Genomic DNA, 21,043 nt, shown 5'->3' on the forward strand with positions numbered 1-21,043 from the left:
TACGCGCCGCAATAGTGCGGGCGCCAGGACCGAAATTGATTTCATCGCCCCGAGAGAGCTCCGGGGCAGACAGACTCAGACTTCCATCAAGTCCTTTTCTTTATCAGCAAGCTGCTCGTCGACGCGGGCGACATATTTGTCGGTCATCTTCTGAACATCGTCGAGTGCCTTCTTCTCCTCATCCTCGCTGATCATCTTTTCCTTCAGCGCTTCCTTGATTTCGGAATTGGCATCGCGGCGCGCATTGCGAACAGACACCCGGGCATTTTCTGCCTCGGCCTTGGCCTGTTTGACATAATTGCGTCTCGTTTCTTCCGTGAGTGCAGGCATTGGCACGCGAATCACCCCGCCAGAAGTCGATGGATTCAGACCAAGGTCCGACTTCATTATAGCCTTCTCGACTTCAGGGACCATATTCTTCTCCCAAGGCGTCACCATGAGAGTTCTGGCATCCTCGACAGTGATGTTGGCCATCTGCGGCAGCGGCGTGTTACTACCATAGTAGGACACCATGACCGAAGACAGGATATTTGGACTGGCCCGGCCCGTTCTGATGCGGCCGAAGGCGTGACCAAGTGCTTCTATGGCCTTTTGCATACTGGCTTCAGCGGTTTTCTTGATATCATTTAGCATTGCTCGTACCTCGTTCTATCAGCGTTCCTTCGTCCTCTCCGAGCACGATTTTAGTCAGTGCACCCGCTTTGTTCATATTGAACACGCGGACCGGCATACCATGGTCCCGACACAGGCATATCGCCGTAAGATCCATGACGCCGAGCTTCTTGTCGAGCACTTCGTCGTAGGTCAGTCTGTCGTATTTCTTTGCATCTGGATACTGCATCGGGTCAGCGGAGAATACGCCGTCCACCTTGGTGGCCTTCAGAACGCAGTCAGCGTCTACTTCTATACCCCGAAGACAGGCTGCAGAGTCAGTTGTAAAAAACGGATTGCCTGTACCGGCACAGAAGATGACCACATCGCCTTCTCGCAGATCTCGAATGGCTCGTCGTCTGTCATAGTGCTCGACAATACCACTCATGGGAATGGCGGACATGATGCGAGTGGTGATATTCGACCGCTCCAGCGCATCACGCATGGCCAGCGAGTTCATCACAGTCGCCAGCATACCCATATGGTCACCGGTCACCCGATCCATGCCGGCAGCTTGCAGGGAGGCTCCACGGAAAAGGTTTCCGCCTCCTACCACCAAACCTACCTGAACCCCGATGCCAACCAGCTGCCCAATCTCGAGCGCCATACGATTCAGCACTTTCGGATCAATGCCGAAATTGCCATCGCCCATGAGCGCCTCACCGGAAAGCTTGAGCAGAACCCTGCGATATTTTGACTGAGTAAGACTCTCTTGCGGCATACAGATGGATCCTTGGACTTTGGAAAGTAAAAACTATGTCATCGCCTGCCTGGGCGCTACACAAAAAAAAGGCGGTCACAGAATAGCTGCGCCCGCCGATTTTCTGAAGCGATTCCTCAGCCTTTGAGCTGCGCTGCCACTTCTGCAGCGAAATCGACTTCTTCTTTCTCAATACCTTCGCCAACTTCAACCCGTGCCATCGCAGTCACAGAAGCACCATGCTTCTTGGCCAGTGCGCCGACCTTGATATCAGGATCCTTGACGAATGCCTGCTCGAGCAGGCTGATTTCAGCCAGGTACTTGCTGATACGACCCTCAACCATCTTTGCGATGATTTCAGCAGGCTTGCCGCTCTGTTCGGCCTGGGCAGAATAGATTTCGCGCTCCTGATTGATCAGTTCTTCGCTGACGTCTTCCTTGCTGATGACCATCGGGTTGACGGCAGCAACGTGCATGGCGATATCTCTGGCCAGGTCGGCATCGCCGCCCTTGAGACCGATCAGTGTCGCAATACGGTTGTTGCTGTGGACGTAAGCGCCAACAACTTCGGCCTCAACGGTCACTACCCGACGAACATTGATGTTCTCACCGATCTTCTGAACCAGCGCTTCGCGCTTGCTTTCGAGATCGCCTTGCATCAGCGCAGCGACATCGGTCTGCCTGTCGGCAAAGGCCTTGTCTGCCACTTCATTACAGAAGTTGAGAAAATTCTCGTCACGAGCGACGAAGTCAGTTTCGCTATTGATTTCAATAATGAGACCGAAACCACCGTTGTCTGCAACGCGGGCAACCACAACGCCGTCGGCTGAAACACGACCGGCCTTCTTGGCAGCCTTGAGGCCACTGCTCTTGCGGAGATTTTCGATTGCGAGCTCGATGTCGCCATCAGCTTCAACGAGTGCTTTCTTGCACTCCATCATGCCGAGACTGGTGCGCTCTCTCAGCTCTTTGACCATAGATGCGGATATCGCAGCCATCTATAAGTTCCTCGTAAACTTGTCGAAAATAAGACAGACAGCGCGCCGAAACGCGACTGTCTCTGAATTAGTAGCCAGGTGAAACACGCAAGAACGCGTCACCTGGTGGTACTTGGCAGGGCTCAGGCGCCTTCGGAAGTAGCCTGATCGCCAGCTGCATCAGCTTTCTTGCCCGCATCCATCGCATCGTTGACTTCGATGAACTCGTCTGCACTACCGGCGCCTTCAGCCTGGGCTTCGAGACAGGCGTCAGCGATGGCACCGATGTAGATCTGGAGCGCTCTGATCGCGTCGTCGTTACCCGGGATAACAAAATCGACACCGTCAGGATCGCTGTTGGTATCGACGATACCAACAACTGGGATACCAAGCTTGTTGGCTTCCTTGATGGCAATACGCTCGTGATCGACGTCGATGACGAACAGCGCATCAGGCAGACTACCCATCTCCTTGATACCACCGATGCTGCGCTCGAGCTTTTCTCTCTCACGAGTCAGCATGAGCGTTTCTTTCTTGGTCAGCTTCTCGAACGTACCGTCGGTCTGCTGGCCTTCAAGTTCACGCAGTCGCTTGATTGACTGGCGAATGGTCTTGTAGTTGGTCAGCATGCCGCCGAGCCAGCGGTGGTTGACGTAAGGCATGTTGCAGCGCTCAGCCTGCTCCTTGACGATCTTGCTGGCGGCACGTTTGGTGCCGACGAACAGGATCTTGTTCTTGCGCTCGGCCAGATTATGCACGAACTGCAGCGCTTCGTTCAGCGCAGGCACAGTCTGCTCGAGGTTGATGATATGAATCTTGTTGCGTGCACCAAAGATATAGTGACGCATTTTCGGGTTCCAGAAACGGGTCTGGTGACCGAAGTGTGCACCTGCCTTCAGCAGGTCTCGCATTGAAACAGCAGCCATAACGATTGTACTCTCTAGTTCGGGTTTGACTTCCATGCTTCCCGGACATCAACCATCCAGGGACGGCACCCAATGTTCGTGTCGAAGCATGTGCGTATTTTCTCGGTGAGGAGGCTTTGAGGCCGAAACTCAGACGGGAATTTTAGGGCGCGTTTTATACCATAGTCCGCGAGGATACGCCAGTTTCTTGGGCGTCGCGATGTTGGCAACGGGCGCTTTCTCAATCCGACCCACCCAGCCCTGCGACCCCAGCGACATGTGAAGCGCGTAGAACTGGCGGTCGGAACCAGCTAACATAGTCATATTACAGAGACGAGGCGGATCCAGCACTCACGATGAAGGTCACTATCAAGAACCAGGAAGAAATCGAAGCCATGCGCGTTGCCGGCCGGCTGGCGGGCGAAGTGCTCGAAATGATTGGCGAGCATGTCGTGGCAGGCGCAACGACTGAAGATCTCGACCGTATCTGTCACGATTATATCGTCAACGAGCAGAAAGCCATTCCTGCTCCGCTCAATTATAAAGGCTTTCCGAAATCGATCTGCACCTCTGTAAACCATGTTGTCTGTCATGGCATTCCGAGCGACAAGAAGGTCCTGAAGAATGGTGACATCATTAATATCGATGTCACTGTCATCAAGAACGGCTTTCATGGCGATACCAGCAAGATGTTCGTTATTGGTCCGCCCGAGCCTTCGACCGAACGCCTCATCCAGGTGACCCATGAGTGCATGTTCAAGGGTATCGAGATGGTGAAGCCCGGCGTCCGCCTCGGCGATATCGGCCATGTGATTCAGACTCACGCCGAAAGTCATCATTACTCAGTGGTGCGGGAATATTGCGGTCATGGCATCGGTCGCGTGTTTCATGAGGAGCCCCAGGTCATGCATTACGGGCGGCCCGGCACTGGCATGGCCCTGGTCGAAGGCATGACCTTCACCATAGAACCAATGATCAATCAGGGACGCCGTGAAACCAAGCTGCTGCCCGATAAATGGACCGTCGTCACCAAGGATCGAAAGCTTTCCGCGCAGTTCGAGCACACCATTCTGGTCACCAGCGACGGCTATGAGATACTGACGCTGCGTGACGAAGAGCGCGCTCAGCGCTAGCGCTGCCGACAATATGCCAAGCGCGCACGATACGGTTACGCTGTCCCTTCAGGGCAACTCCCTGCCCAATGCGCCTGACCTGACCACCACATTTGTTCTCCCTACCAGTATCGAAGCTGTCATCGAGCAGCTTCGCAGTACTGATGCTGATGGCAGTGCCATTCCAGAGCTACGCAAGCTTCTGCAGAACGGCAATGAGCTGCTTTTCAGTTCATTCGACTCCGGACTCGATGTACGCGCTCTGGTCGCTGCTCGCAGTGTGCTGGTCGATTCCGCCCTGCAGACCGTCTGGAAAACGCTGCCACCCGCTGTGGGCGCGCAGTTATGCCTGATAGCGGTTGGTGGCTACGGTCGTGGAGAGCTGTTTCCCTATTCTGATGTCGACCTGCTGATTCTTTTACCTGAACGCGGCACGACCGATCTCGAGGAATCGCTACTGGAGCAGAGTCTGAGCCAGCTCATCGCCTCATTCTGGGATATGGGCCTTGATATTGGGCATAGCGTCAGGACGCCCGATGAGTGTATCGAGCAGGCCTCTGCGGATATCACCATAGCTACGAACCTGCTGGAGACACGCCTGCTGGCCGGCAGTACCGATCTCTATTCGGGTCTGGTGATCAGGGCCTTCAGCGATGAAAGCTGGACCAGCCGGGATTTCTATATTGCGAAACGATCGGAGCAGGCACAGCGGCACGAAAAGTATGAGGACACCGAGTACAACCTCGAGCCAAACCTGAAAACCTCACCTGGTGGCCTGCGAGATGTGCAGACCATAGGCTGGATCAGCAAGCGCTACTACGGCGGCATCGGCGGTTCGAGCCACGCCCGGGGCGAGAATGAGCCGCCAAGAGACATGGTGGTGGACAACGAGATCCACGAGGGCGAAATGCCCGACAATGTCGCCGGCACCATGCAGGATTCTGCGGATATAGGCCACTACAGCTTCCTGAATAGCGGCGAATTTCGCGCCCTCAAGGAAGCAGAGAACGTGCTGTGGTGGCTGCGCTTCGGTCTGCACCGCATATGCAGGCGTAGTGAAAACAGGCTGTTGTTCGATCATCAGCGCACCCTCGCCCTGATGACCCAGGATTCCGACACCGTCGCAGTCGAGGCGGTAGAAGCCATGATGCGGGAGTTTTACCTGCATAGTCAGAGCATTCAGGTGCTCAACGACGTGATGCTGCAGCACTTCGACGAGGTGCACCGTAATTTCCACGACACCGGCAGCGAGAATATCAAGGCGCTGAACCGCCGGTTTCAGGTTCGCAATCATTATATAGAGGCCGTATCGCCGGATATATTCCAACAGCAACCCTTCGCGCTGATCGAGGTCTTTCTCCTGCTGGCCCAATATGAGAATGTCCTCGGCATCAGCGCCGACACCATTCGGGCCATCCGGGAAAATCTTCATCTCATCACCGAGCGGTTCTCGAGGGACCTGATTAACACCTCGCTTTTCATGGAAATTCTCAAGACGCCACACGAGCTATACAAAACCTTGGGGGCCATGAAACGCTACGGTGTGCTAGGACGATATCTACCTGCGTTTGGTCGAATTGAAGGTCAGATGCAGCACGACTTATTTCACGTCTACACTGTCGACGTCCATACCCTGCATTTCATAGAGAATATCGATAGCCTGTTTCAGGATAGTGGCAAGACACGCTTTCCGAACGCCCATGATCTGGCAGCCAAGCTGCCTAAACGGGAACTGCTGTACATCGCAGGCCTGTTCCACGACATTGCCAAAGGCCGGGGTGGCGACCATTCGGAGCTTGGCGCAGAGGAAGTTCGCGAGTTTGCCAGGCGACATCAGCTGAGCCAGCGCGACACTTCGCTACTCGCCTGGCTGGTGGAAAATCACCTGATGATGTCCACGACGGCGCAGCGACGCGATATCAGCGACCCGGTCGTCATTCATGAATTTGCTCAGCGTTTCGACAGTAACATTCACCTCGATTATCTCTACACCATGACTGTCTGCGACATCGCCGCCACCAGCCCGAATCTGTGGAACTCGTGGCGTGCGGTATTGCTGCAGAATCTGTATACCGAGACCCGTGCAGCGCTGGCTCGTGGCAAGGGCAAGGCCATCAATCGTGAGGACTGGATTGCCAGCACCCGCTCGGAGGTTCTGGAAATACTGCTTGAAGACGAAGAGTTCACGGAGCAGCAGCTGACGGCGCTGTGGAACCGGCTTGACGACGAGTATTTCCAGCAGGACTCCACTCGCGATATCGCCAGTCAGACGGCCACAATTCTGCGTCACGGTGATAGCACCCGTCCACTCGTGAGCATTGAGCAGGCGCGTGGCGGGACAGCCGCGGGCTATCTCGAAGTACTGGTGTATATGGAGGACAAGGAAAAGCTGTTTGCAGGTATCGTCTCCACCTTCGACAAACTGGATCTCGGCGTTCTGGAGGCGCGGATTTTTCAGGGCGAAGGCAATCTCAGTCTGAGCCTGTTCATCGTCAGCGAAACGGACAGTCGTGACATGCTCATTCCGCGTCAGCATATTCTGAAGAACCTCATGGAAGTGCTCGACGCCATCCAGAATAATCGGCCCTTTCCACCACCAAGGCAAAATCGGCGCACCTCGAGGCAGTTGCAGTACTTCAGTTTTCCCACTGAGGTGGTACTGAGCAATAATGCTGATACCATGCGCACCATACTGTCAGTCGTGACACCGGACCGCTCCGGCGTACTGGCCCGCATCGCTTCCGTATTCGTGACCATGAACGTGCAGATTCTGAGAGCACGGATCGCCACGCTGGGTGAGCGGGTCGAGGATAGTTTCGAAATCTGTGAGCCCGATGATTCGCCGCTGTCCAACCCAGAACGTTGTAACGAACTGCAGGAAATGCTCTGCGAAGTGCTCGATCGGGCCAATGAAAATGCTGCCTGACTAGCCGCAGCGCGCTGATAGATGCGGCGCGCTGAGTCTTTAAACTACTCAACAGGATCTCTCATGCTTTTATTCGGAATCGGTATCGCTGCACGCAACAATGCCGGCGATCTTCTCGATACCCTGTATCCCCTGCCCCTCACCTTCGATGCCTCGCTCGAAAGCGAATTAGCCTCACTGGCCATGAAGCATTTCAACCTGACGCCCAATTCCAGCTACAGCGAGATTACACTGGCGCAGGCAGATGCCTTCTCTGAAGCCTTGCAGCAGGCCCATGGGAGCGAAGCAGCGGCAGTCAGAACATCCGTGGAAGCTTTGAGAGAAAGTGCTCCCACAAACAGCATCGTTGTCGCAACGCTGGTAGATGCTTCTAAAGCGGTGACCAGTACGCCCGACGCTTATCTCAGGCTGCAGGCGCTCTCGCACCGTCTGCTCAAGCCACACAGCATCAGTCTTGAAGCTGTATTTGGTCAGCTTCCAAATGTTGCCTGGACCAGCGAAGGGCCGGTCGATCTCCGTGAGCTACCGGCACGACGCCTGGCCGCCCGCAGCAAGGGGCAGTGGCTGGGCGTAAAATCTGTAGACAAATTTCCCCCGATGGCTGACTACGTGGTGCCGGCAGGCGTTCGTATTGCCGATACCGCCCGGGTTCGTCTTGGTGCCTATATCGGCGAAGGCACGACCATCATGCACGAGGGCTTCGTCAACTTTAACGCCGGTACCGAGGGCACCTCGATGATCGAGGGTCGAATTTCAGCGGGCGTCATGGTTGGAGAGGGTTCTGACCTCGGTGGTGGCTGCTCCACCATGGGCACCCTGTCGGGTGGCGGCAAGATGATCATATCGGTCGGTAAGCAATGCCTGATCGGCGCGAATGCTGGTATTGGCATCCCTCTGGGCGATCGTTGTATCGTCGAGGCTGGCCTGTATCTGACGGCTGGGGCGAAAGTTACCTTGATCGACAATGAAGGCCAGGCCATGGAGGCTGTGAAAGCTCGGGAGCTGGCGGGGCAAAGTGATCTGCAGTTCCGCCGCAACTCGCTCAATGGCCGGATAGAGGCGGTCAGTAACAGGACGGTCGTCGAGCTCAATAGCATGCTTCACAAGCACAACTAGACGGAAGGCCTCATGACTAGCCCGGATTACGCATCGGATCCTACACTCGCTCTGGCTCAGGCCCTGATTCGCCAGGCCTCAGTGACGCCAGACGATGCTGGGTGCCAGGCCATGCTGGCAGCGCGCCTGAAACCCCTAGGCTTCAACTGTCAACGATTACCCTTTGGCGATGTCGAGAACCTGTGGGCTACCCGGGGAGACGCCGCGCCGCGTTTCGTGTTTGCCGGCCATACCGATGTGGTTCCAACCGGACCCGCCGCACAGTGGACGCACCCGCCTTTCGGTGGGTTGATCATCGACGGTATGTTGCATGGTCGGGGCGCTGCCGACATGAAGGGCAGTATTGCCGCGTTCATCACCGCTTGCGAACGCTTTCTCGCAAGATACCCTGAGTTACAGGGCTCACTCGGCCTGCTGATCACCAGCGACGAGGAAGGTCGTGCAATTCACGGCACTGTAAAAGTCATCGAGCACCTCGAAGCTGCTGGGCAGAAATTCAGATACTGCCTGGTAGGAGAGCCCAGCAGCACCCGGCAGATAGGCGACATCATCAAGAATGGCCGTCGTGGCTCCCTGGGTGCCGTGCTGACGGTAAAAGGCATACAGGGGCATGTGGCCTACCCGCATCTGGCAAAAAACCCGATACACCTGTCCATGGCAGCGCTGCACGATCTCTCCCATCAGGAGTGGGATGCTGGCAACGACAGCTTTCCACCGACCACACTGCAGATTTCCAACATCAATTCCGGCACTGGCGCCACCAATGTGATTCCAGGGGAGCTCGAAGCGGTATTCAATTTGCGCTTCTCGACCGAGCTGGATGTGGAGACCATACAGTTGAGGGTCGCCGCTATTCTGGCCAGACACGAGCTCGATTACGACATCGAATGGACAGTGAATGGTTTACCGTTTCTTACAGAGGAAGGTGATCTGGTGGCTGCTGCACAGGCAGCCGTGCAGGAGATCTGTGGATATCCTGCAGAGCTATCGACCTCGGGGGGCACTTCGGATGGCCGCTTCATTGCGCCTACGGGTGCACAGGTGATTGAACTGGGCCCCTTGAATGCCACCATCCATCGCATCGATGAGCAGGTGAGTACTGAGGACCTGATCACGCTGTCCAAAGTCTATGAGCGCATCATGGAGCGATTGCTGGTGACCGGGCAGAGCTAGTCAGCAGATGTCGCGCGGCGGGCCCATGAGTCGAGGGAAATCCTGGCTGGAAGAGAAAGGCATCGATCAGCGGACGTGCTTCACGAGTTTTCTGGCTGCGGTCATCACGGCCCTGTCCTGCCTTGGGACGGTCTTTCTGATCAAAGGGCAGCTCGCCACCGCTTTCGACGAGCTGCTCATACTGCTGGCACTGGTCATGCTCGTGCCAGCTTTGGTGATCGCGCTCTCAACCTATGTCGCCCTGATCGTTCTACGACTAGGCTGACAGCTGACCCTAGCCTTCACTGACGACTGAAACGTCTTCGGCCTGGGGTCCCTTCTCACCTTCCACAATATTGAAACGGACTTCCTGCCCTGGCTTGAGGTGACGATGGCCTGCGCCCTTGATGGAACGGAAGTGCACAAAGATCTCCTCGCCATCATCAAGCGTTATGAAGCCAAAACCTTTTTTCACATTGAACCACTTGACCGTACCGTACTCTTCTCCAAGTACGCCATCGTCTTCCGCAAAATCCTGTTCAGGTGCTGTTGTTGCTTCGTGCTGGCGTGGCGCAGGCTGATTTCTCGGCTGAGGCGCGGTATTTGCCCGGGGCGCGGCGTTCGTCTTTGGCGCTGCGGCAGATGGTCTTGCAGCTGGCTCCGCACGCTTGCGGAACAGATGAACGATGTTCGACAGGTAGCCCGCTATAAAGAACAGTGCAGCCATCAGGAGGTAGAACATGAAGCCTTTGGCACTTATCAGGAAAATGAACGGAGATTCTGGGTCAGCGGAAATGGTAGCACCGTCGCCAGCCACGAGGCTGATGATGGACACGCCGGATAGCGCCAGGAAGGCCAGACACAAGAGCGGCGCCACGAGGGCATAGATCAGTATAGGCAGTAGATTGGATGAGCCTGTGTTTTTCATAAATGTTGATTACCTTTGCTGTTAGCTGAATTAGAGATGGAGTCAGCTTGGTTGGCTTGTAGAGCTGGAAATAGCATTGACAGCGCGTGACTAAAGCTGCCGCCAGATACTTCAGACGACTGTGTCACGCGAGGGACTATTGTAACGTGCAGGTAACCTGACGCAATGGGTATCTAATCTGTGCAGAATGGCAGTGGCAGAACTCTGACGCTATAGCGGCACGGTGGTGGCTCTCAGCGTCTGCATGGACTGCCGAATGGCGGCTTCGAGCTCGCCATGGACTTCATCGACCGTTCGGCCGGCTGTCTGGATTGGTGCGCCGATCTTCACGCGAATCTGGCCGGGATACTTCCTGATCATCCCTGCAGGCCAGCAGCTACCGGCGTTATGGGCTACCGGTAGTATCGGCACCCCACTGCGAATTGCCAGCATGGCGCCGCCCTTGTTGAAGCGGCCGGTCATCATGGGCCGAACCCGAGTGCCCTCTGGATAGATCACCACCCAGCAACCCTCCTGAATGGCCGCAGTACCTTCACGCAGCACCAGCTTCAATGCGGCAGTCGGTTTGTTGCGGTCGAGCGGTATGGGCCGGAGCATGCGCAGCCCCCATCCAAAGAGTGGAATATTGAGCAACTCTTTCTTCAGCACGGTGGCCTGAGGCCTGAACATCCAGCCAAGAAAGAACGTTTCCCAGGCGCTTTCGTGATTCGACACCACCACACAGGGCGTCGCAGGTATGTTTTCCTGGCCTTCACAACGGAAGCGCATACCGCAGACAAGGCGTGCCCAGTAGATGATCGCGATACTGAACTGGGAGAGCACGCGATAGCGCATTGGAAATCGACAGACTGGTACGGCCAGCAACACAGCGACACCGGACAAAGCCATGGCACTGCCATAGCCAACATAGAAAATCAGGCCGCGCAGGAGCGCGAGACTTTCACGCACTGAGCGAGCAGAGGTTTTTCCTGAAGTGTGAGTCATGCCAGATCCAGTTGTCCAATTTCACCCGATGGGGCAGGCAGATCGGCCGATATCAGCATTCGATTCCACCCAGTTGTCATAGCAGTCTTCGACGAGTCCGGGTAGAAATCGTTTCCAGGAAAGTTGCTTGATGCCAAAAGTATTTCGTAGTTTGAGACAGTTCAGGGTCCCGTTCATGGGCAGCAGCGTGGAGCGTATGAGCTGAGACTCACTTGCTTGCTCAATGACCGGGTTCACCTGCTGATACCCACTTAATATATCGAGAATGGTATCAACGAGCTCAGCGTAGCTGACAGTATCGAGCCCACTGTAATGATAAACGCCCCAGACGTCGATGCCGCAGGTCAGCTGCTTGAGCACCGCGAGCATCACCCGGCTGAGGTCGTCAGTGGCAGTGGGCGCCAGCTGAACCTCGTCCGAGACCGCTATGGGCTGTCCTTCCAGCGCCCTGGTCACGATGCTCTGGAGCCAGCCTGCGGGATCGTTCTCGAGCAACCAGCCACTGCGAAGGATGATGTGCTTCGGCATCCGCTCGCGCAATAACTCCTCAGAGGCCCATTTGGTCTTGCCGAATTCAGTGACGGGCTTGGTCGGATGACTGGGAAGGTATGGCTTGTCTCGTCGGCCATCGAATACAAGATTGCTTGACGAAAGAATAACGGGAATATTGAAGGACTCGGCATACTTGCTCACGGCCGAAATGGAATCGACGTTGTGCCGCCATGCGGCCGCAGGGTTCGATTCAGTCTGATCGAGATGATGCAGGTCATGGCAATGGATGATCAGATCAGGCTGCCTGAACTGCCGAAGACGTTCCTCCGAGGCCTCGGATGATCGGGTGAAGATCCCGCCTTCGATGCCGATAGACTGAATTCCCACCTGGTTTTTGAGGAGCGAAAGAAGAGATCTTCCCTGCGGACTCTCACTGCCAATGACATAGACTGTAGTCAAACGTGTTCCCATAGCGTGCGCGTCAACAATTCTTCGCGCCTTGATTCACTGGATTCAGACTATCAATATAGCGTCTCGGCACCCGTCGCGTCACCCCTGTCAGCAGATGATAGCTGATTGTGGAAGCCCAGCCGGCCACAAGATCGACTGGCAGGTGCTTGCCCCACAATTCGACACTGTCCCCGGCCCGGTAGTCACAATCAGCCGTCGGGCCAAGGTCGACTGTCAGCATATCCATCGAACAACGACCGACGAGGCGGCAGGGCTGCCCTTTCACCAGGACGTAAGGCTCGGTTCCAGCCGATTCTGTCCGGGTCGACACCTGCCGGGGATAGCCGTCGCCATAGCCAGCCGCTACGATGCCGACGCAGTGGTCTTCTGTAGCCACGTAGTCACCGCCATATCCGACCCGGTCACCTGCCCAAACCTGCTGCACGGCGACCAACCTGGTCTGCAGCGTCATCACCGGGCTCAGGCCGTGAGTCTGATGCAGCGTCGAGTCTAGCGCGCCATACAATGCAATGCCTGGCCTGACCTGATCGAAGGCATACTGGGGAAACTGTAACAGGCCGGCGGAATTGAGCAGGCTTCGACGCAGTCGACCCGCCTCACAGATGTTGTCGTATCCTGAGTTCACAAGGATCGCATGACATTTCGCAAAGCAGTCGAACTGTTGCTGATTGAGACCAGCTTCTGGAGTGTCTGCACAGGCCAGGTGGGAGGCAATACCAAGAACGATCACTGTCGACAGCTGTGCAAGCCGACGGAATACCTGCGGCACATCAGTGGGAGGAAATCCAAGGCGATTCATACCAGTATTGATCTTGATCCACACCCTGATTCCGGCGGTCGACTGCATTGGGCTGGACTCCAGCAGCTCGAGTTGCCAGTGACTATGAATCACCCACTCAACGCAGAATCCAAGCTGGCGAATGCGCTCGGGCTCATACAGATCGAAGAAACCTTCCAATATCAGGATCGATCGACCAGACAACAATTCAGAGTCCAGTCTGTCGAGTTCATTCGCAGTGGCCACGGCGAACTGTCCGACTTCTGGCAACGCTTCAATCACCCCCTGCAACCCGTGGCCGTAACCATCCGATTTGACCACGGCAACACAGTTGGCGCCTTGGCCCCTTTCGTTGAGCAGACTGAAGTTGCGCTTGAGTGCGCCAACATCGATCACGGCTTCCAGTGGCCGACCCGAACCGTGATGGGTCTTGCTACTCCTCGTCATAACTGGTGTCGTACCCAGGTGCCAGATTTTCGAACTTGGTATATCGACCAATAAATGCCAGGCGAACAGTACCTATGGGACCATTTCTCTGCTTGCCGATGATGATCTCGGCCGTGCCCTTGTCAGGACTCTCCTCGTTATAGACCTCATCACGGTAGATGAAGATGATAAGGTCGGCATCCTGCTCGATCGCACCTGACTCTCGCAGGTCCGAGTTGACCGGCCGCTTGTTCGGTCGCTGCTCCAGGCTGCGGTTCAGCTGAGACAGCGCGATGACCGGACAGTCCAACTCTTTAGCCAGGGCCTTCAGGCCTCGTGAGATTTCCGAAATTTCGGCGGTTCGCCCTTCCGTCGCGCCTGCTACCCGCATCAACTGCAGGTAATCGACCATGATGAGGCCCATCTTGCCGTTGTGCTCACGGGCAATCCTTCGCGCGCGGGCACGTACTTCAGTCGGACTCAGGGCTGGCGTATCGTCTATATATAGCGGCTTGTCCCGCAGCATATTGATTGCGGAGGTGACCCGAGGCCAATCGTCGCTATCGAGCTGACCAGTACGGATGCGGCTCTGATCGATGCTCCCTAGCGAAGACAACATACGCATGACCAGCGCATCTGCAGGCATTTCCATGGAAAAGACCACCATGGGAAGATCCGAGCTCATCAGGGCATTCTCTACCAGGTTCATGGCAAATGTCGTTTTGCCCATCGAAGGTCGGCCTGCAATGATAATCAGATCGGAGTTCTGCATTCCCGCGGTTCGTTTGTCGAGATTGTCGAAGCCTGTGGTGATACCGGTGATAGCGTTATCAGCCTCTACCAGCGCCTCGATTTTCTTCAGCGTCCGGGCGATGACCGGCTTGATGCCCACCGGTCCTGTCTGATTCGGTCGGTCTTCAGCAATCTGGAAAATTCTTCTTTCTGCCTCATCCAGTATTTCGTCGGAGGCCCTGCCCTCGGGTTGGTAAGCCATCTCGGCAATATCGGTACTGACGCCGATAAGATTCCGTAGCACCGCTCGCTCACGAACAATGGTGGCATACGCCCTGATATTGGCGGCACTTGGCGTATTCCTGACGAGCTCACTCAGGTAGGCGAGGCTGCCGGCAGAGTCGTCGTGATCCTGACCACGAGCAGCATCGATGCGTTCTGACAGTGTTACCGGATCGAAGGGTTCGTTGAGATCTGCCAGCGCATTAATGGCGCGGAAGATGGCCCTATGCTCAGCACGATAGAAGTCCGAATCGTTCAACAGACCCGCCATCTTTTCCCAGCCGGCGTTATCAAGCATGAGACCACCGATCACAGCCCTTTCGGCCTCAAGAGAAAACGGTGGCTTGCGCAGATTTTCGAGCACGGCATCGCCATTGCGCAGGTTATTCCCGGCGGCTAGCGCTCTCAACTTATCTTCAGCCTGGGAACTTGGCAGTTGGCTGGACTTGGGTTCCGTCATGGATACTCTTCGATGCTCTCATCAATGAATGTAGTGGGAGGATCACCCAGGGGCTGGCCCGTAGGAAACAATCTTAACGGATGAAGTGAAAATTACGAGGAATAAAAAAAACCGGGCTGAATAAACGAATACTCAGACCGGTTCTTTGGGGACACTTGAGTCACTGCAGCCGCAGCACCGACCTCAGGCATCCCCCTTGATAGCTGACGCTTACTGCGCGACGACGTTGACCGTAATAGTGGCCATCACATCGGAGTGCAGCTGTACATCGATTTCATACTGACCCAGGTTACGAATCGCACCCTCAGGCAGCTTGACTTCAGTGCGGGAAATGTTCGCATCCAGCTCAGTCAGAGCGTCCGCAATTTCGCGAGTGCTGACAGAACCGAAGAGCTTGCCTTCGTCACCAGACTTGGCAGTGATAGTCACAGTCTGTCCGTCAAGCTTCTGCTTTCTGCTTTCTGCTTCCGACTGACGCTCTTCTGCCTGCTTCTCGAGCTCGGCGCGACGCTTTTCAAACGCTTCGATATTCGAGCCGGTCGCTGGAACAGCTTTACCGTAAGGCACAAGGAAATTGCGTCCGTAGCCGGACTTTACCTTAACCTTGTCGCCGAGGTTGCCCAGATTGGCAACCTTCTCTAACAATATGACTTCCATTGAAGAATCCTCTATTAGCCGTTAAGCCGGCCAGTTCTCACAGATCGTGGCTGTCGGTGTAAGGCAGCAGTGCGATGAAACGTGCATGCTTGATCGCAGTGGACAGCTGACGCTGATACTTCGCCTTGGTGCCAGTGATCCGGCTTGGTACGATCTTGCCAGTTTCAGTGACGTAACCTTTCAGCAGCTCAAGATCCTTGTAATCGATCTGTTTGATGCCTTCCGCAGTAAAGCGGCAATACTTTCTTCTTCTGAAAAATCGAGCCATAGTGCTTATCCTCTTCTAAACCTGTTCGTGTTGAGCAGCTGTGAGCTACTCGTCATCGCCCTGATTGTCGTCATCCGAATCGGAGTCGCTGTCATTGTCGTTGTCAGAACGGCCACGCGAGCTGTCTGAAGCGTCAGAACGGCTACTGCTGCCGGTATCACGACGTGGCGGACGGCTATCCCGTGACTCACCAGCCTTGATAGGTGACATCTCGGTAACAGCTTCCTTGCGACGCAGGATGAGGTCACGAATGATCGCATCGTTGAAGCGGAAGTTATGAGCAAGCTCATCAAGCACTTCTTCTGTGCATTCGATGTTCAGAAGAATGTAATGGGCCTTGTGGATCTTTTCGATTGGGTAAGCCAGCTGGCGGCGGCCCCAGTCTTCATGACGGTGGATACTTCCACCGCTGCCTGTAACCATGGCGGAATACCGCTCGACCATGGCAGGAACCTGTTCGCTCTGATCAGGGTGAACCATGATCACGATTTCGTAGTGACGCATAAATGCTCCTTACGGGTTAGCAGCTTCCAGTTGATGGCCTTGGCCAATACGGACCGGAAGCAAGGAGATCGAACCTGCGGAGGACTGAAAAGCTCAGAACATGCAGGTTCGGGAGGCGCGAGATGATACTTGCTCAGGGCCTGATTGGCAAGCTCTGCCTGACGCTTTCAAACAGTGTGACGCCACAGGCAACAGAAACGTTCAGGCTCTCTATGGCGCCTGGCATGGGGATACTGAAGAGCTGGTCGCAACTTTCACGGGTCAGCCGTCGCATTCCTCGTCCTTCGGAGCCCAGAACAAAAGCCACACGATCAGGCAGTTTTAGCTGGAATATTGAATTCTCGGCCTCGCCATCGGCGCCGGCAATCCAGACGCCATACTGCTGAATAAGGCCAAGTGTTCGCGCGAGGTTGGTCACACGAATGACCGGTACCAGTTCAGCGGCGCCCACGGCTACCTTCCGCGCAACCGCAGTCAGAGAGGCGGAGCGGTCCTTCGGCATGATGACCGCAGCCACGCCAGCGGCACAGGCGCTGCGGAGACAGGCGCCCAGGTTATGCGGATCGGTGACGCCGTCGAGCACGAGCAGGCGCAGCGGGCTGGCTGAGTCGTTCCAGCGGTCCAGCAGCTCATCGAGAGCGCTTTCACCCTGTTCCTGCAAGGGCCTGACCTCAGCGACCACGCCCTGATGCACACCCGGCACCATGTCATCCAGCACAGGCCCATCTACCCGGGACACCTGCAGCTGACCGTTAGACGCCTTCACTGCCTCATCGATCTGTCCAAGCAGCTCAGCCAGCTTCTGCGATGGTTTATCGTTACGCACGCAAAGCCTGAGAATGGCCTCCGGACGGTGTGACAACAGGCTGGCTACGGCGTGTATACCGTAGACATAGGCGGCTGAATCACCGCCCGCATCAGCCTTTATCGCCCCCGCCTGACGCTTTCGCCCCCGCGGCCCCTGACGATTTGCGTCCGCCTGACCGGCTTCGTTTTCTGCCTGGCGAGGCCGGTTTCGCTGCTGTCTTGCCACTCGATTTTCCTTTCTTTGCGGCCGCGTCACCGCCGCCCTCTACTGAAGATGCCGACTTAGGCTTTCGCTTACGGCCGCCCTTGCCAGGCGCTTTTGCACCGGCCTTGGGATCACTTTTGTACTCCTGCTCCCACTTGGCCAGGATTTCCTTGCGCTTGCTGCCGGTCTTGGCCGGCACCACCGTCTCGCCAGCCTTCGTCTTGCCTGAAGACTTGTTTCTCGAGCTCTTTCGGCCCGTCTTCGCTCGACCCTTCAGCACAAGGTCGACCTTGCGCTCATCCAGGTTCACCTGAGCAACCTGAACAAGGAGCTGGTCGCCAAGCGTGAAAGAGCTGCCAGTGCGCTCACCAAGCAATCGCTGCTTGGCGGGTTCGAACTTGTAATAATCCGAATCGAGCGAGGACACGTGAATAAGGCCCTCCACGTAGAGATCCTTAAGCTCGACGAACAGGCCGAAGGCCGTTACGGCACTGATGGAGCCTTCGAACTCCTCACCGACATGATCAAGCAGATATTCGCACTTCAACCAGGCCATGACGTCGCGTGTGGCGTCGTCTGCACGCCGCTCGGTCATGCTGCAGTGCTCACCGAGGACCAGCAGGCTCGCCATGTCATGCTGATAGCGCTCTGCATCCTTGACTGCTGCAGTCGCTTCGGTGCGGATGACGTTCTGGTTTGGCTTGCCACTGCGAATCGCATCGCGAATGGCTCGATGAACCAGCAGATCAGGATAGCGCCTGATTGGCGAAGTGAAGTGTGTGTAGGCCTCGAAACCAAGACCGAAGTGGCCGTGGTTCTCCGGATGATAGATGGCCTGACTCATAGATCTGAGCAGTACCGTCTGCAGCACGTTGAAGTCCGGACGTTCACCAATTTCGGCGAGGAAAGCCTGGTAATCTGCCGGTGCCGGCTTGAGACCACCACCCAGATTGAGGCCGAGTTCGCCGAAGAAGCTGCGGGCATTGACGAGACGTTCAGCCTTCGGACCTTCGTGCACCCTGAATAGCGTTGGAATCTTGTACTTTTCCAGAAAGCGCGCAGTCGCAACGTTCGCGCAGAGCATGCACTCTTCGATGAGCTTGTGGGCATCGTTGCGCTCGACCGGCACGATGGTGTCTATCTTGCGATCAGCATTGAAGACGATGCGGGTTTCGGTCGTCTGAAAATCGATGGCACCACGAGCTCGACGCGCAGCCGATAGCGCCTGGTAGAGTTCATACAGGTTATTGAGCCCCGGCAGAATGTTCGAATAACGCTCGATGACTGCCTCTCCGGCAGGCGACTCCGGAGTCTCCAGATACGCGGCCACCTTGTTATAAGTCAGCCGCGCCTGCGAGCGCATCACGGCCTCGTAGAAACGGTAGCCACTCAGACGTCCCTGCTGGCTCACAGTCATTTCGCAGACCATACACAGGCGGTCGACATCGGGGTTCAGCGAACAGAGACCATTCGAGAGCACTTCCGGCAACATTGGCACGACACGGCTAGGGAAATAGACTGACGTACCGCGATTGACAGCTTCCTTGTCGAGGGGCGTGCCCGGACGAACATAGTGCGACACGTCGGCTATCGCGACATACAGACGCCAGCCACCACCCTTCTTGCGCTCACAATAGACAGCGTCATCGAAGTCACGGGCATCTTCCCCGTCGATGGTAATTAAAGGCACTTTACGAAGATCGATTCGACCAGCCAGATCTTCTTCAGTTAGTGGCTTATCCAGCGCATCTGCCGTCTGCAGTACGTCGTCCGGCCACTGGAATGGAATGTTATGCGAGCGCAGGGCCACTTCGACTTCCATGCCGGGCGCCATATGGTCACCCAGAATTTCGACCACGTGGCCCATGGGTGCTGACTTTAACTCAGGCTGACGCTTGATTTCGACAGAGACATATTGCCCGTCTTTCGCGCCAAGCAGTGCATGCTCCGGCACAAGGATATCCTGGGTGATGCGAATGCTTTCCGGTACGACGAAGGCTGAACCCTGATCTCGGTGCATGCGACCAACGATGTGCGTGGTCTTGCGCTCGACGACCTGAACGATCACCCCTTCCTTCTTGCCTTTGAAGCCGCGACCTTCTTCCCTGGCCAGAACGATATCGCCGTCAAACACCTGTTTCATCTGGCGAGCATTCAGGAATAGGTCGTCACTGCCATCTTCAGGTATGAAGAAGCCAAAGCCGTCACGGTGGCCGGATACCCGGCCCTTGATGAGGCTCATCTTGGCGGGGAGACCGTAAGTGCCGCTTCTGTTCTGCAGCAACTGACCATCACGAACCATGGCGATGAGACGACGCCTGAGACCCTCGAGTGCGTCCTCGTCTTCATCTTTATATTCGAGTATGTCGGCTATTGCATCCATTGTCAGCGGCCGTTCCTGCTCCTCTATCAGGCTCAGGATAAATTCGCGGCTGGCCACGGGATTTTCGTAGTTTGCCGCCTCACGTCCTGCATGTGGATCGTCTGGCATTTTTGGCATAAGCATCGTTACCGAAAAAAAATGTGTGTCATTGTTACGCAGTTGGGCGCTGTGAGCAACGTCAACCACCCGACAGTGCACTGAGCGGGTGGGACCCCGGCGCAGTCAGCTGGTAAAAGGGCCGCTGGATTCCGATAAATAATTTACAACATGGCGATTGACATTAACGCGGTTCCTTATTAATCTGCCGCCCTGCTTCCAGTCAGGCAACCAGTCGTTTCAAGCGCCGAGGTCCGGACTGAGCCATCTGCCCAGGTGGTGAAATTGGTAGACACGCCAGCTTCAGGTGCTGGTCCTCGCAAGGGGGTGGAGGTTCAAGTCCTCTCCTGGGCACCATTTATACCGATTTATCAATAGCTCATCTCTCGAGCGACACCCCTCAAGGTTCACCAGCAAACTCTGGCATTGCACGGCTAATCGCTTTTGCATGCGTCGAGGCCAGGCCATTCCTGCTGATATCTTCTATTAGCCACTCCATCTCCCTGATCTCCTTGCGCTGGCTAGTCATTATCCTGTCTGCCAGGGTGCGCACCCGTACATCTTCGATAGCAGCGCGCTCGCTGGTCAAGAGTGCGATCGAATGGTGCGGAATCATCGCTTTCATGTAAAGATCATCGCCTACTGTGCTCTGCGATCTCACCAGCCAGAGGGCGATGAGAAAGGTGAGACCGCTGCCGATAATGATGACGCTATTGATCAGTCGGTTGGTATACATGTGCAACATGAACAGCAGCATCACAATCGCCATTGTGGCGCCCATGATGATAGTCATGTAAAGCCGGGTCTCGCTAAAACGAACATGGCCGAATTCATAGGTATTCAAATACATAAGGCCGTACATGATGACGGTCGCTGTCGCCACCATGGCGGCAAAACGCCAATAGTGTCCAAAGCTTTCATCCATCACCTGGTCCCCCTCCTCTTCAGCCTACAGTTGCTACGACCATCGGCTCGCAACCGATTGAAGTGTCTCGGACTCAACGCGAATGCCTCCGATTTCGGCAAGCTCG

20 protein-coding genes and 1 tRNA gene are annotated in these 21,043 nt (G+C 55.7%); 6 read left to right on the plus strand and 15 right to left on the minus strand.

Features of this window, described 5'->3' with window-relative positions; translation table 11 throughout:
• Window positions 1-75: 75 nt before the first annotated feature.
• The 4 genes from frr to rpsB all read right to left on the minus strand — a co-directional run bounded on the left by frr (window position 76) and on the right by rpsB (window position 3,254).
• Window positions 76-633 carry a ribosome recycling factor gene (gene frr / locus ABD735_RS14370; protein WP_344807611.1) on the minus strand — a complete coding sequence of 186 codons (558 nt, stop codon included), beginning with the start codon at window positions 631-633 and terminating at the stop codon, window positions 76-78.
• The gene (gene pyrH, locus ABD735_RS14375) at window positions 623-1,372 is read right to left on the minus strand and encodes a UMP kinase (RefSeq protein ID WP_344807613.1); all 750 of its coding nucleotides are present in this window, start codon (window positions 1,370-1,372) and stop codon (window positions 623-625) included. The genes frr and pyrH overlap by 11 nt, the downstream gene beginning before the upstream one ends.
• Before the next feature lie 116 nt (window positions 1,373-1,488).
• Window positions 1,489-2,349, minus strand: a complete 861-nt coding sequence (tsf, locus tag ABD735_RS14380; RefSeq protein WP_344807615.1) for a translation elongation factor Ts — start codon at window positions 2,347-2,349, stop codon at window positions 1,489-1,491.
• A gap of 122 nt (window positions 2,350-2,471) precedes the next feature.
• The gene (gene rpsB, locus ABD735_RS14385; RefSeq protein ID WP_344807617.1) at window positions 2,472-3,254 is read right to left on the minus strand and encodes a 30S ribosomal protein S2; all 783 of its coding nucleotides are present in this window, start codon (window positions 3,252-3,254) and stop codon (window positions 2,472-2,474) included.
• A 335-nt stretch (window positions 3,255-3,589) separates the two neighbouring features.
• Between rpsB and map the strand changes: the two genes are divergently transcribed.
• From map to ABD735_RS14410, 5 genes are all read left to right on the plus strand, one after another.
• A complete protein-coding gene (gene map, locus ABD735_RS14390) occupies window positions 3,590-4,366 on the plus strand; it encodes a type I methionyl aminopeptidase (protein ID WP_344807619.1) in 777 nt (258 codons plus the stop codon).
• Complete coding sequence (gene glnD, locus ABD735_RS14395) at window positions 4,341-7,271, plus strand: [protein-PII] uridylyltransferase (RefSeq protein WP_344807621.1); 2,931 nt, start codon at window positions 4,341-4,343, stop codon at window positions 7,269-7,271. Before map ends, glnD begins: the two co-directional genes overlap by 26 nt.
• A gap of 63 nt (window positions 7,272-7,334) precedes the next feature.
• Window positions 7,335-8,387, plus strand: a complete 1,053-nt coding sequence (locus ABD735_RS14400) for a DapH/DapD/GlmU-related protein (RefSeq protein WP_344807623.1) — start codon at window positions 7,335-7,337, stop codon at window positions 8,385-8,387.
• Between the two features lie 12 nt (window positions 8,388-8,399).
• Window positions 8,400-9,560 (plus strand): succinyl-diaminopimelate desuccinylase, encoded by a 1,161-nt coding sequence (gene dapE / locus ABD735_RS14405; RefSeq protein ID WP_344807625.1) that lies wholly within the window; start codon window positions 8,400-8,402, stop codon window positions 9,558-9,560.
• A 25-nt stretch (window positions 9,561-9,585) separates the two neighbouring features.
• A complete protein-coding gene (locus tag ABD735_RS14410) occupies window positions 9,586-9,825 on the plus strand; it encodes a hypothetical protein (RefSeq protein WP_344807627.1) in 240 nt (79 codons plus the stop codon).
• A gap of 9 nt (window positions 9,826-9,834) precedes the next feature.
• Here the strand turns inward: ABD735_RS14410 and ABD735_RS14415 are convergent, their stop codons facing one another.
• The 10 genes from ABD735_RS14415 to rnr all read right to left on the minus strand — a co-directional run bounded on the left by ABD735_RS14415 (window position 9,835) and on the right by rnr (window position 20,033).
• Window positions 9,835-10,467 (minus strand): cold-shock protein, encoded by a 633-nt coding sequence (locus ABD735_RS14415; protein ID WP_344807630.1) that lies wholly within the window; start codon window positions 10,465-10,467, stop codon window positions 9,835-9,837.
• A 210-nt stretch (window positions 10,468-10,677) separates the two neighbouring features.
• Entirely contained in the window at window positions 10,678-11,451 is a 774-nt protein-coding gene (locus ABD735_RS14420; protein ID WP_344807632.1) for a lysophospholipid acyltransferase family protein, read from the minus strand.
• 21 nt (window positions 11,452-11,472) lie between these two features.
• The gene (locus tag ABD735_RS14425) at window positions 11,473-12,402 is read right to left on the minus strand and encodes an SDR family oxidoreductase (protein ID WP_344807634.1); all 930 of its coding nucleotides are present in this window, start codon (window positions 12,400-12,402) and stop codon (window positions 11,473-11,475) included.
• A gap of 22 nt (window positions 12,403-12,424) precedes the next feature.
• Entirely contained in the window at window positions 12,425-13,639 is a 1,215-nt protein-coding gene (gene alr / locus ABD735_RS14430; protein ID WP_344807636.1) for an alanine racemase, read from the minus strand.
• Window positions 13,626-15,092, minus strand: a complete 1,467-nt coding sequence (gene dnaB / locus ABD735_RS14435; RefSeq protein WP_344807638.1) for a replicative DNA helicase — start codon at window positions 15,090-15,092, stop codon at window positions 13,626-13,628. Before dnaB ends, alr begins: the two co-directional genes overlap by 14 nt.
• Window positions 15,093-15,302: 210 nt before the next feature.
• Window positions 15,303-15,749 carry a 50S ribosomal protein L9 gene (rplI, locus tag ABD735_RS14440; RefSeq protein WP_344807640.1) on the minus strand — a complete coding sequence of 149 codons (447 nt, stop codon included), beginning with the start codon at window positions 15,747-15,749 and terminating at the stop codon, window positions 15,303-15,305.
• A gap of 37 nt (window positions 15,750-15,786) precedes the next feature.
• Window positions 15,787-16,017 (minus strand): 30S ribosomal protein S18, encoded by a 231-nt coding sequence (gene rpsR, locus ABD735_RS14445; protein ID WP_344807642.1) that lies wholly within the window; start codon window positions 16,015-16,017, stop codon window positions 15,787-15,789.
• Window positions 16,018-16,062: 45 nt separating this feature from the next.
• Window positions 16,063-16,521 carry a 30S ribosomal protein S6 gene (rpsF, locus tag ABD735_RS14450; protein ID WP_344807644.1) on the minus strand — a complete coding sequence of 153 codons (459 nt, stop codon included), beginning with the start codon at window positions 16,519-16,521 and terminating at the stop codon, window positions 16,063-16,065.
• Between the two features lie 133 nt (window positions 16,522-16,654).
• Window positions 16,655-17,554, minus strand: coding sequence for a 23S rRNA (guanosine(2251)-2'-O)-methyltransferase RlmB (rlmB, locus tag ABD735_RS14455; protein WP_344807646.1), 900 nt, complete (start codon window positions 17,552-17,554; stop codon window positions 16,655-16,657).
• Window positions 17,439-20,033 carry a ribonuclease R gene (rnr, locus tag ABD735_RS14460; RefSeq protein WP_344807648.1) on the minus strand — a complete coding sequence of 865 codons (2,595 nt, stop codon included), beginning with the start codon at window positions 20,031-20,033 and terminating at the stop codon, window positions 17,439-17,441. The genes rlmB and rnr overlap by 116 nt, the downstream gene beginning before the upstream one ends.
• Before the next feature lie 249 nt (window positions 20,034-20,282).
• Between rnr and ABD735_RS14465 the strand changes: the two genes are divergently transcribed.
• Window positions 20,283-20,369 (plus strand) — tRNA-Leu (locus tag ABD735_RS14465).
• Window positions 20,370-20,412: 43 nt separating this feature from the next.
• Here the strand turns inward: ABD735_RS14465 and ABD735_RS14470 are convergent.
• Entirely contained in the window at window positions 20,413-20,937 is a 525-nt protein-coding gene (locus ABD735_RS14470) for a DUF305 domain-containing protein (RefSeq protein WP_344807869.1), read from the minus strand.
• Window positions 20,938-21,043 lie beyond the last annotated feature (106 nt).

Origin of the sequence: Allohahella marinimesophila (genome assembly GCF_039538005.1) — a bacterium.
GTDB classification, from domain to species: domain Bacteria; phylum Pseudomonadota; class Gammaproteobacteria; order Pseudomonadales; family Oleiphilaceae; genus Allohahella; species Allohahella marinimesophila.

Bases quoted from the DNA above. Each gene is read 5' to 3' on its own strand.
- pyrH (WP_344807613.1), bottom strand. From the start codon at position 1,372: ATGCCGCAAGAGAGTCTTACTCAGTCAAAATATCGCAGGGTTCTGCTC.
- ABD735_RS14420 (WP_344807632.1), bottom strand. From the start codon at position 11,451: ATGACTCACACTTCAGGAAAAACCTCTGCTCGCTCAGTGCGTGAAAGT.
- tsf (WP_344807615.1), bottom strand. From the start codon at position 2,349: ATGGCTGCGATATCCGCATCTATGGTCAAAGAGCTGAGAGAGCGCACC.
- dapE (WP_344807625.1), top strand. From the start codon at position 8,400: ATGACTAGCCCGGATTACGCATCGGATCCTACACTCGCTCTGGCTCAG.
- rnr (WP_344807648.1), bottom strand. From the start codon at position 20,033: ATGCCAAAAATGCCAGACGATCCACATGCAGGACGTGAGGCGGCAAAC.
- rplI (WP_344807640.1), bottom strand. From the start codon at position 15,749: ATGGAAGTCATATTGTTAGAGAAGGTTGCCAATCTGGGCAACCTCGGC.
- ABD735_RS14415 (WP_344807630.1), bottom strand. From the start codon at position 10,467: ATGAAAAACACAGGCTCATCCAATCTACTGCCTATACTGATCTATGCC.
- rpsB (WP_344807617.1), bottom strand. From the start codon at position 3,254: ATGGCTGCTGTTTCAATGCGAGACCTGCTGAAGGCAGGTGCACACTTC.
- ABD735_RS14410 (WP_344807627.1), top strand. From the start codon at position 9,586: ATGAGTCGAGGGAAATCCTGGCTGGAAGAGAAAGGCATCGATCAGCGG.
- ABD735_RS14470 (WP_344807869.1), bottom strand. From the start codon at position 20,937: ATGGATGAAAGCTTTGGACACTATTGGCGTTTTGCCGCCATGGTGGCG.
- rpsF (WP_344807644.1), bottom strand. From the start codon at position 16,521: ATGCGTCACTACGAAATCGTGATCATGGTTCACCCTGATCAGAGCGAA.
- alr (WP_344807636.1), bottom strand. From the start codon at position 13,639: ATGACGAGGAGTAGCAAGACCCATCACGGTTCGGGTCGGCCACTGGAA.
- frr (WP_344807611.1), bottom strand. From the start codon at position 633: ATGCTAAATGATATCAAGAAAACCGCTGAAGCCAGTATGCAAAAGGCC.
- rpsR (WP_344807642.1), bottom strand. From the start codon at position 16,017: ATGGCTCGATTTTTCAGAAGAAGAAAGTATTGCCGCTTTACTGCGGAA.
- dnaB (WP_344807638.1), bottom strand. From the start codon at position 15,092: ATGACGGAACCCAAGTCCAGCCAACTGCCAAGTTCCCAGGCTGAAGAT.
- map (WP_344807619.1), top strand. From the start codon at position 3,590: ATGAAGGTCACTATCAAGAACCAGGAAGAAATCGAAGCCATGCGCGTT.
- ABD735_RS14400 (WP_344807623.1), top strand. From the start codon at position 7,335: ATGCTTTTATTCGGAATCGGTATCGCTGCACGCAACAATGCCGGCGAT.